The following is an 11,828-nucleotide window of genomic DNA, read 5'->3' on the forward strand; positions in this document are numbered from 1 at the left end:
AATTGCCAGCGGTTGCTTACCTTATCAGTATCTTCCCCTTGTGTTGCTCAACCGCAATTAAAGAGTGGACCCAGACCGGCAAAGTAATAACAGTCATATAAATCACGAAATAATATGCCCTGCCATGAATGATCGCACTGCTCAGCTGAGCCGCTTGTTTGAACTGCACCGTGTCGATTTGCTGGAGAATAACAATATGGCTACCCGGCACTACCTAATGGCAACAGTAGCCCGTGCAAGTTCTCTTGTTTCACAATGTTCGATTAGAACCAGTATGTCAGACTTCTTCGAATGGCGGACACAATACCTTATTTTATCGGAGATATTTCGTTCACTGCAAAAAGACTTCGCCGAAAAGGACACCGCGAAAAATTACGACGCAACACTTCGTGTTATCGACGACTGCCTGGCGGCATTAAAACAGCGAATCGACCCGGCAAAGTAATATAACCGCAACACGCTACAGCGGATGTAGCGCACATAAAAAAGCCCCGCAGTTGGCTGCGAAGCGCTTTACAAAAACGGGTAAGCAATAATATCAGATCAGTCTTGTATCCAGGAAAAATTCGTTGATGTAAGCTTTTACGTTGCGCGACAGCGTACCGTGCAACATTGAACTGTCACTACTATGGCCATATCTGTCGAGCAGGTTACCGGCAATAGACTCCAGGCCCTTTTTAAGTGTGTAAGCGTACCGTTGCTGCTGCATCTGGAAGAAAGATTCATCATGCATCTTTTTCAATGGTTCGATGGCATCATGAAACCTGGAGCAGTAACTTGAAATGAGCTCACCCGCAGCGGCGTGAAACTCCTGTAATATTTTTTCAAAGGGTTGTTTCATAGAATCTGTATTTAAATTAATCCAATACGAGCACTTCCTCGTTCGTCTCCTTCTGGTACAAATGCAAAGGACTTCCATCGGGATGATCCGTTTGTACCCGGAGCAAAGTATGCTCATCACTGTACAGCGCGGTTTCCAGGTAAACCTGGCCTTCCTGCTCTCTCAGCGAAAATGGGACGCCTGACCTTCGGTCTACAAAGATAGACGCCTCCGAAAAGCGGACACGAGAGGCATTTGCCAGGTTATAAAAAATGCGGCTGCCTAGTAACCGATAAACTTCTGATAGGTTCATATCGTAGCTTTTACGTGACGAAATAGAGTTACCATTGTGCGCTACAACACTTGAGAGTAAGCAAAGAAAACGGTAGTAACCAGTCGGGAGAAGTTATTTCCAATGAAAGTGCAATAGGCTCAAATGCTATCCAGTTAAAGGTAGACTAAATTTAACGATATCTATCATTTATTTTATTGGTGGCTAACGGGCACTACGGTGGCAGGTTAAAAAATCAGGGCTGTCCGCCGCCGCCAGCTGCACCATAAATCTGCCCCGTGCTATAGCTTGCATCATTGGCCGCCAACTGCACGTAAATAGATGCCAGTTCCGCCGGCTGTCCCGGCCTGGCCAATGGCGTATCGCCGCCGAAATTCTCCAGCTTCTCCATAGTAGCGCCCCCGCTTACTTGCAGCGGTGTCCATATAGGCCCCGGCGCCACCCCATTTACACGGATACCTTTCGGCGCCAGTTGTTTAGCCAGCGATCTCACATAATTTGTGGTGGCCGCTTTAGTTTGCGCGTAATCATATAGTTCGGCCGAAGGATCAGTAGCCTGAACTGAAGTAGTTCCAATAATAGAAGCCCCTGGCTGAAGATGCGGCAGCGCCGCTTTGATGATCCAGAAAGGGGCATAAATGTTCGTTTTCATCGTGGCATCAAAATCCTCTGTGGTGATATCCGGGATAGATGCCTTTGTTTGCTGGCGGGCCGCGTTACATACAAGTATATCTAACCCACCCAGTCCCGCTACAGCTTTCGTGACCAATTCTTTGCAGAATGCTTCCGTACGGATATCGCCGGGAATCGCCACCGCTTTCCGGCCTGCTTTGCGGATGAGTGCTACCACCTCTTTTGCATCCGGCTCTTCATCGGGAAGATAATTGATGGCCACATCCGCGCCTTCCCGGGCATATGCGATGGCCGCCGCTCTGCCCATACCGGAATCGCCGCCGGTGATCAGCGCTTTTCTTCCGGCAAGCCTGCCACTGCCCTTATAGCTTGATTCGCCATGATCCGGGCGCGGCGTCATTTTTCCCGCAAGGCCGGGCCAGGGTTGCTGCTGCCGTTGGAACGGCGGCTTCGGATATTTTGTCAACGGATTATCGGGGGCAGATACGCCGCCCGTTGCGGCAGAAGCCGGTGATACTGCGATCGCCGGGGCGGCGGCTAATGTAGCCATAGCGCCCAGCGCTTTGCGCCGGTTCATTTTACTTGTGTCGATCATGGTCTTGTTCAGGTTAAGCGCTGCGTGATGATTATCGCAGCAGGTATCCATATCCCGCTAAAACAAGACCATATTGCTACAGCGGAGGCGCATGCGGGAAGAATACCCGTGGTACTCTTTTTGACGGACAGGCACAGCCATACATGAATAAGACAAATTATACACAACATGCGGATGCCATGCAGGATGCTTCCCCTCCGATTAATCGAACCACCCCATCCCCTTCTCCAACCTTCCTAAAAAGTCGGAAAACGTATTCCCGATCCAAAGGTGATAACGCTCATCCATATCTGCAAAAGGGGAAAGTACTATCTTATATCCCTGCGTGTCCTCCATATACACGATAGCAATAAATTCTCCACCGCCATTGCTGCCGATCATCAGCGTACGCGGCAGGCGCCGCTGCACCTCGTAACCCTCATTCGTTTCCAGCACCTCCTCCACATCCTCTAACCGCAGGTACTGCCCGCCGATCGCGCCTTCGAAACCGGCGTAGTGACGCAGGAAATTCAGGTAGTCGGCCGGCATCGGGAATCCTGCGGACCTTTTAAGGGATGCAAGGGCTTGGTCCGGATCCGTAGCGCGTTTTATGGCGCCCTGTTCATCCAGGATGTGTTCGTATGGGTACATAAGGGTAAGATACTGAAAAGAAATTATTCAGTACAACGTTACACCTTGCTCCCACGCTTAGATAACAACAGCACTTGTTAAAAATCTATTAATTTATTTCCGCAGACTCCTTATTTTGCGATCAATACAACAACCAATATATCGATCTATAATAAGAAGAAGAAGAAACACAATATTAAATAAGGCAGCTGCCTCCGGTCATTTAATCAACTGAAGAAACACAATATCAACCACCGGTTGCGTAAGGCTTGCCAGTTAAATTTTTAAGTATGAATACGGTTATGAAGTTCGTGATCTAAACAGGCATCGTCGTGCCCGTATGTGAAAGAAGACCATCCCACTACTATGTTACGGCTCACACTACCTGCAATCGATTACGGCTGCTGCTGCTCCGTCTAAAATCTGATCCATCATATGACATTACATTCTCTATTCCGGGCGATGAAAGCCGGGCCGGGCAAGTATTGCCTTGTACTGTCGGCACTCCTACTGGCAACAGCCTGTAAAAAAGATCCGACTTCCGAAGAATTCATCGTCAGGTTCTGGAACCTGGACCTCAAGGCCAGCAACATGGTGCCGGCCGTTACGGGGAAAGGCGATCACGCGGTATGCCTGCTCTATCTTTCCGACAACAAGGACCTGTATTATGATTTGTATTTCGATAGTTTAGGGCCCGCCGAATTACCGGGGCAAATCGCCATCTTCGCCGGCTCCCCAACCGTGAATGGCACGCAAATTCTCGCTTTCCCCAACGTGAATTACACGGGCGTTAAATCAAAAGGTAAGTTGAGGTTGACGCAAAGCCAGGCAGACAGTTTATCGACGCTGTCTACCTACCTCACCGTGGTATCGAAAAGCAGTCCGGGCGGCCTTGTACGCGGACAACTTGACAAAAAGATCGTATTTGCTGCGGATGTGGCCTTAACCGGCACTACCGCCGCTGCCGGTACGGCAATTCTCCGTGCAACGGAAGACAACATCCTTCATTATAATCTGAAAGTAACCGGCGTAGCGGGCGATGACCAGCTACAGGCCGCGCACATTCATAAGGGTACGGAAATATCGCTGGTACTGGCTACGGTCGATACGGCATACAATCGTCCTATGTCTGCCACCATCACTGCGGCTTACCTGACCACACTGAACAACGATGCGCTGCAGGTCGACGTGCATTCTAAAAACTTCGTGAACGGCCTGCTGAAAGGCATCATCCGCTAACCAAAACCTGATTCGTCATGACTATTACAAAGCAACGCGCATTGTTAGGACTGGCTGCCTGTTTGCAGGTGCTGCCAGCCTTTGCCGCCAACACCCCGGCCGATACCACATCGAACCCGGTACGGTTGTGGAACCGGACCATCCCCGCTACAGCAAACATCGCCAGCGTAGCCACCGGGTATAATGAAGACTTCCGTACCACACCGGTAGCCGATATTACCAATATTACCGCGGGCCGCCTGGCCGGACTGTACACCGTACAAAACTCCGGCCGCGCCGGTAACGACGCGTCCTCCTTTCAACTGCGTGGCAGAACACCAATGCTGGTGATCGATGGCGTCATCAGGAGCTTTACAAGTTTTAATCCTGCGGATGTGGAAAGTATCACTGTACTCAAAGATGCCCCTGGCTACCGCGATGTACGGAATGCGCGCCTCCAATGGCGTAGTGCTGGTAACCACGCGCGACCGCGGACCACGTGAGTTTGAGATCAATGCTTCTGCTCAATACGCTGTAACGGAGCAATTGAACACCCCGAAATTCGTGAACGCTTACGATTACGCCACGTTATACAACGAGGCTCAGCACAACGGCAATCCCACCGCTACACCACGCTTCTCCGCCGCGCAACTGCAGGCCTGGAAAGACCACACCAACGACGCCTATCTTGCGCCCGATGTAAACTGGTATAACACCGTGTACAAACCGCAAAGCAGCCAGCAACGCTACAGCCTGGACATTGCCGGCAACGCGAAAAGTTATCGTTACTACGCATCACTGGAACACTTCGGGCAGGACGGGAACTTCATCACCTCCGGCAAAAATTCTTATAATACCAATAACGATTACAAGCGGTATAACATCCGCACCAATGCAGAAATCGACTTTAATGAAAGCATTCGTTTAGGGCTCAACGTATTCGGTTCTATGGAAAATGCCACGGAACCAGGTCGTACCGCCAGCACCATCCTGAACGAAATTTATGCCACCTCCCCGGTATCATTCCCCGTGTTTAACAAAAATGGTTCGTACGGCGGCAGCTCCGTTTTTACGGCCAATCCCCACGCATCTGCTGTTAACTCCGGCTATCAGCAGACCAACCAGCGTACCGTGGCGGCAGACCTCAGCCTGCACCTGAAGCTCGATAAGCTGGTAAAAGGTATGTGGGTAAAAGGAATGGTATCCATGAATAACTGGTATACCGAAAACATCAACCGTTCCAAAACCTATGCGGTGTACCAGCTGACGGATACCGCCAATACGAAATACACGAAAGTAGGTACAGAAGGGCTGGTAACGGAAGGTACCACCACCGTACCATCGCAACTCCGGCAAAGTTATTACAACGTATTACTCGGATATGATAAGCAGTGGCAAAAGCACGCACTGTCTTTACTCGGCACCTACAACCTCGATAATTCCATTGCGTCGTTTACACAACTGGCGCAGGTGTACAAACACTTCGGGCTTACGGCTACCTACGACTGGAACAAAACCTACCTCTTCGAAGCCGGCATGACCTACGGCAGCCTGAACCGCTATGCACCCAGCCAACGTTGGGGATACCTGCCTTCTTTAGGCGCCGGCTGGATAATCAGCAACGAATCGTTCTATCACCTTCCGGCAGTAAGCTACCTGAAACTGCGGGCCAGCGCGGGACAAACAGCATGGGCCGACCCTTCCAACTACTTCCTGTACATGCAGAACTATGTGATCGGCAGCACCGGCTACAATGTGGGCGAAACAGCAGCAGGCGTATCCGGCGCATTGGAATCGGGTATCGCGAATACCGATATCACCTGGGAAAAAGCCTGGAAATACAATATAGGCCTGGATGCAGGATTGCTCAACAACGAACTGACCCTGAGCGTTGACTACTATCGTAATCGTTTTTACGACGTACTGCAACAACCACAGCGCGTATCCGGTATATTCGGCCAAACCTATCCGCTGGAAAACCTGCGGGAGATCCGCTACGCCGGTGTGGAAGCGAGTGTGGCATACGACCATACCACCAGCAGCAAATTGCGTTACTTCTTAAGAGGCAATATCGCGTTTTCGGGCAGCAGGCTACTCGCTGCAGATGAACCCGATTATCCGCACCCCTGGTTATACAGGACCGGCTCAGCGACCAGCCAGCAGTTTGGTTACGTAGCCAAGGGTTTTTATACGCAGGAAGACATTGCAGCCGGCATCCCCGGCTGGCAGGGCTACGCACCGGTGCCGGGCGATATCAGGTACGAAGACCTCAACAAAGACGGGGTGATCAACGCACTTGACATCCGCGCGATCGGCACCAACAAACCACTGGTTTTCTACGGCCTGAATGGCGGGTTCAGCTACAAAGGTTTCGATGTAACCATTTTGCTGCAGGGCGCTGCAAACCGCAAGATCGTTTTATCACCTTCAACGATGGCGGCCTTCAATAACAGTTACGGCAACGTACAGGAGTTCCACAAAAACCGCTGGACGGCCGCCACCGCCGAAAGCGCGAATTACCCGCGGCTGACCATCGGTTCCAACGTCAACAACGATGTGGCTTCTTCCTTCTGGTTACGTTCGGGCAACTACCTGCGACTGAAGAACGCGGAGATCGGGTACACACTAAAGGCCGGCTTCCTGCAACGCGCCAAAATACAGCAGCTGCGATTCTTTGCGAACGGCTACAACCTGCTTACGTTTAAAGCGATGGAGGAAGACTGGACCCCGAATCGGCATTGAACGTTTTCCGCAACCAGCGGATCATCAACGCCGGCCTATCTCTTAAACTGTAACTGAAAAAATTTCCACATGATCAGACAAACCTTCATATACGGCCTGCTGGCCACTGCGCTGATAAGCTGCCAGAAAAACCTGGTAGAAAAGGAGCCGCTGGAAAATGCGAACGAAGAACTCGTTTTCGACCGGCTGGATTCACTCGGGGTATACGCAGAGCAATTTCTCTATAACACTTACACCCATCTGCCCAAAGGTTATAACCGCGTTTCCGGCAACATCCTCGGATGCAGGTACCGACGATGCGTTGCCCAATGCCGCCAACGACGTGGTACAATACTTCTCCACCAGCCAGTGGACGCCCTTCAATCTCCCGGATAACAACTGGAATGACTTGTACAGCGGCATCCGTAAAGCCAACATCTTCCTTTCCAAAATCGACCGCGTACCGCTGAAAACACCCGGTCTTATGGACCAGTGGAAGGCAGAAGCCCGCGTGATCCGCGCGATGTGTTACTTCGAGCTCACCAAACGCTGGGGCGGCGTGCCGCTCATAGGCGACAAGGTATTCGAACGCACGGAGCAGATCAACCTTGGTCAATCGCACTATGACACTTGTGTAAACTACATTGTAAAGGAACTGAATGCCGCCACACCTGCCCTGCCGCCCAGCTACGCTACTGCGTACTATGGCCGTATCACACGCGGCGCTGCGATGGCTTTAAAGGCCCGAGTATTCCTGTATGCGGCCAGCCCGCTTAATAACCCGGACAACCTTCGCGCAAAGTGGGATTCCGCCGCCAATGCCGCCAAAGCAGTCATGGATACGAAAACATATGCGCTCACCGCTAACTTTAACGATGTGTTCGTCGTGCGCAAAAACACGGAGCTTATTCTCGGGTACATGTCTGCCCCCAACAGCACGGTGGAAGCCAACAACGGCCCGGTAGGCACACCACGGGGCGATAAGGGCAAAACCAATCCCACGCAGGAACTGGTAGATGAATTTGAAATGGTGACCGGTAAAATGATCAATGAAGCCGGTTCGGGTTACGATCCGAATAATCCATATGCGAACCGCGATCCGCGTTTAGCCGCCACTGTTTTCTACAACGGCATGAGCTGGTTAAGCCGCACGATCCAAACGTATGATGGCGGCATTGACCGTCCGGCCGGTTATGGCAATACCAATACCGGCGAAACGCGCACCGGTTATTACATGCGCAAGTTCCCGGGCACCGGAGGCGGCAGCAGCAGTTATGCGAATGCCGAGCACAACTTCCCCATCATCCGGTACGCAGCAATCTTACTGGACTATGCAGAGGCGAAAAACGAGAGCGATGGCCCCGTAGCGGAGGTATATGCCGCCATAGAACTCGTAAGGCAACGCGCTAAACTCAATCCTTATAAATTACCCTTGGGTCTCACGAAAGACCAGATGCGCACGCGCATTCGTCATGAAAGACGCGTGGAGCTGGCTTTGAAGAGCACCGCCACTGGGATATCCGTCGCTGGAAGATCGCGGAGAACGTGTTAAATGGCACGCTGCACGGCATGCAGATCAAGACCAATGGTACCGGCTTCACGTATACGGTAGTGCCTGCGCAGGTCGTAACGTTTAACGCCGGCCGCATGTACCGGTATCCCTTCCCTTACGCGGAAGTGATCTCCAACAAAAGCATCATCCAAAACACTAACTGGTAAATGAATCATACCATGAGAAATATTTTATTTGGACTCTGCTGCCTGCTATTCCTGCTGGCAACACTGCCCGCCGCCGCGCAAACGGAGACCATCATCAGGGGCAGCGTTACCGACGGCAAACAGCCCCTCCCCGGCGTTACCGTGGTGGAGAAAGGCATACCAACCAACGGGGCGACTACCGACGAAAAAGGCAGCTTTACACTCAAACTGCGGGGCACTTCTCAAACACTGACGGTGAGTTTTCTCGGCTACCTGAAACAGGAGGTATCTGTAGCCGGCAAAAGCGCCGTTAATATTACCCTGAAAGAAGATTACGCGGGACTGGAAGAAGTGGTGATCATTGGCTTCGGCGAGAAACCCAAGATTACCAACACCGGCGCGGTGAGCGCTATTACCGGCGTGGAACTGCGACAAAGCCCTTCCGCCAGCCTGCAGAACTCCCTCGCAGGCCGCCTGCCCGGTTTGTTCTCACAGCAGCGCAGCGGTCAGCCGGGAAGAGACGGCGCCTCCTTCCAGATACGTGGTATCAGCTCGTATACGAACGATAACAACCCGCTGATCATCGTGGATGATATCGAATTTACGTATAGCCAGGTCGCACAACTCGACCCGAATGAAGTGGAAAGTGTATCTATTCTCAAAGATGCCTCGACCACCGCGGTATACGGTATCCGCGGCGCAAACGGTGTGCTGGTCATTAAAACCCGCCGCGGTAAATCGGGTAAACCACAGCTGACAGTGCGTAATGAAACGGGGATACAAACACCTACCCGTCGCCCTGATATGAACGACGGGTATACCACCCTGCGCCTGTTGCAGGAGTATGAAACAACGCGCGGGCTTGATCCTACCGTCACCTACCCTACCTACTTCGCCGGCAACAACCTCGAATATTACAAGAATAATTCCGACCCGTACTATCATCCCAATGTTGACTGGTGGAATACGCTCATGCGCGATTACAGTTTGCAGGAACGGGTAAACTTCGATATTGCCGGCGGTTCCGACCTTATCAAATACTTTGTTTCCCTGGGTTATATCACACAGGGCGGTATTTATAAAGATTTTTCGAAAGACCAGGGTTATAACGGCAACTACTTTTACAACCGTTACAACTTCCGTTCAAACATTGATATTGATCCTACGAAAGATCTGCACATCCGCCTCGACCTGTCCGGTCGCTTCGGGGTTACGAACGAGCCGAATGATAAGTCGTGGAACGGCGGCGGTACTACGTTTCAGTATCTGTGGAATGGAGAGCTGAGCTCCTTCGGTTACCCGGTATACAACGAAAACGGTACCCTGGCCAGCAGTTCCGGCTCAGGCACCAAACCGAACCCGGTGGCTAACCTGATGTACAGCGGTTACCAGCGCACCTTCGATAACAACTTTAATCTCGTGGCCTCCGCCAAACAAAAGCTGGACATGATCACGAAGGGCCTATCGGTGAGCGGACTCGTATCGCTGGCGAGCGATTACAACTTCTTAACTACACTGACGCGCAGCAGTTCAGAAATACTCGTGTACTTCTGGGATGCACCGAGCAACAGTTACAAACCGGTGACCAACAACCTGTACCGCATGGGTAAACTAAGCCGCGGCGGCGGTTTCCGGAACTCCGAGCGGCGTTTGAATATACAGGCGGCATTGAACTACCAGCGTAGCTTTGGACCGCACAATGTATCAGCAATGCTGATGCTGAACCAGAATACCAATACCAAAAACGGCTGGGATGGCTCCTCCAGCGTGATTTCCGGGGTACCGAACAACTTCCGTGGCTTTACAAGCCGTTTGAGTTACGACTACCGGCAAAAGTACCTGATGGACATTAACCTCGGTTATAATGGCTCCGACAGGTTTATCAGCAGTAAAAAATATGGCTTGTTCCCTGCCGTAAGCGCGGGTTGGAACATCAGTGAGGAAAAGTTCTTTAAAGAAAAGGTATTATGGGCAGATGCCTTAAAAATACGCGCTTCTTACGGCCTGGTGGGCAGCGATAATATCGGCGCCTACAAATATTTGTACGAGCAGGTATACAACAGCGGTCAAACCGGCTACAACTTCGGCGAAACGCCCACAGCAGTCACCGGCATCACGGAAGGTGCGCTGGGCAACAACACCGTAACCTGGGAGAAAGAAAGAAAAGCGGATATCGGTATCGATGCGAAGTTCTTTAAAGGTAAGCTGGGTGTAACGGTCGATTACTTCGATCACTATCGTTACGATATTCTCACCACCCGCGCCACCATTTCAGAAATATTCGGGGTGGGCCTGCCGCCCGTAAACCTTGGCCGCGTATCGAACAAAGGATACGAGCTGGAGATGAATTACAACGGGGCCTTCAAGGCCATCCGCTACTTTGTTCGCGGCAATGTCAGTTACGCGAAAAACAAAGTAATCTACCGCGATGAACCCGTGCAGAAATATTCCTGGCTGGCGTTAACGGGTAAGTCTATCGGTCAGCAGTTCGGATATAAAGCCATCGGTTTTTACAAGGACATTGAAGATATCTACAATTCCCCAACCCTTACCACCGCCGTACCGCTTAAAAACCTGTTCCCCGGCGCTATCAAGCTGGCCGACCTGAACAAAGACGGCATCGTGGACCAGAACGACATGGGCGCGATGGGCGCTAACCAGCCTACCTATACAGCGGGACTGAGTTTGGGCATCTCCTGGAAAGGAATCGATGTAAGTACTTTATTCCAGGGCGCATTTGATTATGTGATCAACATGAGCCGCGGCTCTATTGCATATGCAAGACCGGAGCGTGTATCGGTACCGTACAATCTCGGTCGCTGGACTCCCGGCGCCACCGACGTGGTTTACCCTTCGCTGGCGGGCGGTACGACCAACGGTCAAACCTCCACTTACTGGTACCGCAGCGGCGATTACATCCGCTGGAAAAACTTCGAGGTGGGTTATGCCATTCCCGCTTCCAGGTTGAAGCGCTTCGGCTTACGCGACGCCCGCGTATATGCAAACGGGTATAACATGGGCCTCGCCTACACCGCGCTGCCGGTATTCATAGATCCTGAATCTGCGGTAAGCGCCTCCGCCGGTGAATACCCGCAGCAGAAAGTATTTAACCTGGGCATCCAGGTGGGGCTGTAATTACATTTAACTCATTGCTTAAACACAGTATATGATCAAAACTGCTTTTCCGATCATCGCCTTTGCCGCGCTGCTGCTTTCGTCCTGCGCCAAAAAGATTTCCTGGA

General features: G+C 51.6%; 9 protein-coding genes and 1 pseudogene. 6 read left to right on the forward strand and 4 right to left on the reverse strand.

Annotated features, from left to right (window positions below):
- Positions 1–124 precede the first annotated feature (124 nt).
- Positions 125–445 (forward strand): hypothetical protein, encoded by a 321-nt coding sequence (locus tag MKQ70_RS11860; RefSeq protein ID WP_248070971.1) that lies wholly within the window; start codon positions 125–127, stop codon positions 443–445.
- Positions 446–538: 93 nt separating this feature from the next.
- Here the strand turns inward: MKQ70_RS11860 and MKQ70_RS11865 are convergent, their stop codons facing one another.
- The 4 genes from MKQ70_RS11865 to MKQ70_RS11880 all read right to left on the reverse strand — a co-directional run bounded on the left by MKQ70_RS11865 (position 539) and on the right by MKQ70_RS11880 (position 2,970).
- Positions 539–841, reverse strand: a complete 303-nt coding sequence (locus MKQ70_RS11865; protein WP_248070974.1) for a hypothetical protein — start codon at positions 839–841, stop codon at positions 539–541.
- A 16-nt stretch (positions 842–857) separates the two neighbouring features.
- Positions 858–1,133, reverse strand: coding sequence for a hypothetical protein (locus MKQ70_RS11870; RefSeq protein WP_248070976.1), 276 nt, complete (start codon positions 1,131–1,133; stop codon positions 858–860).
- 214 nt (positions 1,134–1,347) lie between these two features.
- Positions 1,348–2,340, reverse strand: a complete 993-nt coding sequence (locus tag MKQ70_RS11875) for an SDR family oxidoreductase (protein ID WP_248070978.1) — start codon at positions 2,338–2,340, stop codon at positions 1,348–1,350.
- A gap of 201 nt (positions 2,341–2,541) precedes the next feature.
- The gene (locus MKQ70_RS11880; RefSeq protein WP_248070980.1) at positions 2,542–2,970 is read right to left on the reverse strand and encodes an SMI1/KNR4 family protein; all 429 of its coding nucleotides are present in this window, start codon (positions 2,968–2,970) and stop codon (positions 2,542–2,544) included.
- Between the two features lie 414 nt (positions 2,971–3,384).
- Here MKQ70_RS11880 and MKQ70_RS11885 point away from each other — a divergent pair, with 414 nt between their 5' ends.
- The 5 genes and pseudogenes from MKQ70_RS11885 (at position 3,385) to MKQ70_RS11905 (ending at position 11,721) form a co-directional block, all read left to right on the forward strand.
- Positions 3,385–4,188, forward strand: a complete 804-nt coding sequence (locus tag MKQ70_RS11885; RefSeq protein WP_248070982.1) for a CHRD domain-containing protein — start codon at positions 3,385–3,387, stop codon at positions 4,186–4,188.
- Between the two features lie 17 nt (positions 4,189–4,205).
- Positions 4,206–4,670 (forward strand): TonB-dependent receptor plug domain-containing protein, encoded by a 465-nt coding sequence (locus tag MKQ70_RS11890; protein WP_248070984.1) that lies wholly within the window; start codon positions 4,206–4,208, stop codon positions 4,668–4,670.
- Positions 4,588–6,909: a SusC/RagA family TonB-linked outer membrane protein gene (locus MKQ70_RS11895; protein ID WP_248070987.1), complete on the forward strand. Its 2,322-nt coding sequence runs from the start codon at positions 4,588–4,590 to the stop codon at positions 6,907–6,909. Before MKQ70_RS11890 ends, MKQ70_RS11895 begins: the two co-directional genes overlap by 83 nt.
- A 157-nt stretch (positions 6,910–7,066) precedes the next feature.
- A pseudogene (locus MKQ70_RS11900) lies at positions 7,067–8,607 on the forward strand (RagB/SusD family nutrient uptake outer membrane protein).
- A gap of 12 nt (positions 8,608–8,619) precedes the next feature.
- The gene (locus tag MKQ70_RS11905) at positions 8,620–11,721 is read left to right on the forward strand and encodes a SusC/RagA family TonB-linked outer membrane protein (protein ID WP_248070989.1); all 3,102 of its coding nucleotides are present in this window, start codon (positions 8,620–8,622) and stop codon (positions 11,719–11,721) included.
- The last annotated feature ends 107 nt before the right edge of the window (positions 11,722–11,828 follow it).

Source organism: Chitinophaga sedimenti (genome assembly GCF_023156195.1).
In the GTDB taxonomy this organism is placed as follows: Bacteria; Bacteroidota; Bacteroidia; order Chitinophagales; family Chitinophagaceae; genus Chitinophaga; species Chitinophaga sedimenti.

Coding starts and splice junctions, on each gene's coding strand:
- MKQ70_RS11860 (WP_248070971.1), top strand. CDS start 125: ATGAATGATCGCACTGCTCAGCTGAGCCGCTTGTTTGAACTGCACCGT.
- MKQ70_RS11865 (WP_248070974.1), bottom strand. CDS start 841: ATGAAACAACCCTTTGAAAAAATATTACAGGAGTTTCACGCCGCTGCG.
- MKQ70_RS11870 (WP_248070976.1), bottom strand. CDS start 1,133: ATGAACCTATCAGAAGTTTATCGGTTACTAGGCAGCCGCATTTTTTAT.
- MKQ70_RS11875 (WP_248070978.1), bottom strand. CDS start 2,340: ATGATCGACACAAGTAAAATGAACCGGCGCAAAGCGCTGGGCGCTATG.
- MKQ70_RS11880 (WP_248070980.1), bottom strand. CDS start 2,970: ATGTACCCATACGAACACATCCTGGATGAACAGGGCGCCATAAAACGC.
- MKQ70_RS11885 (WP_248070982.1), top strand. CDS start 3,385: ATGACATTACATTCTCTATTCCGGGCGATGAAAGCCGGGCCGGGCAAG.
- MKQ70_RS11890 (WP_248070984.1), top strand. CDS start 4,206: ATGACTATTACAAAGCAACGCGCATTGTTAGGACTGGCTGCCTGTTTG.
- MKQ70_RS11895 (WP_248070987.1), top strand. CDS start 4,588: ATGCCCCTGGCTACCGCGATGTACGGAATGCGCGCCTCCAATGGCGTA.
- MKQ70_RS11905 (WP_248070989.1), top strand. CDS start 8,620: ATGAGAAATATTTTATTTGGACTCTGCTGCCTGCTATTCCTGCTGGCA.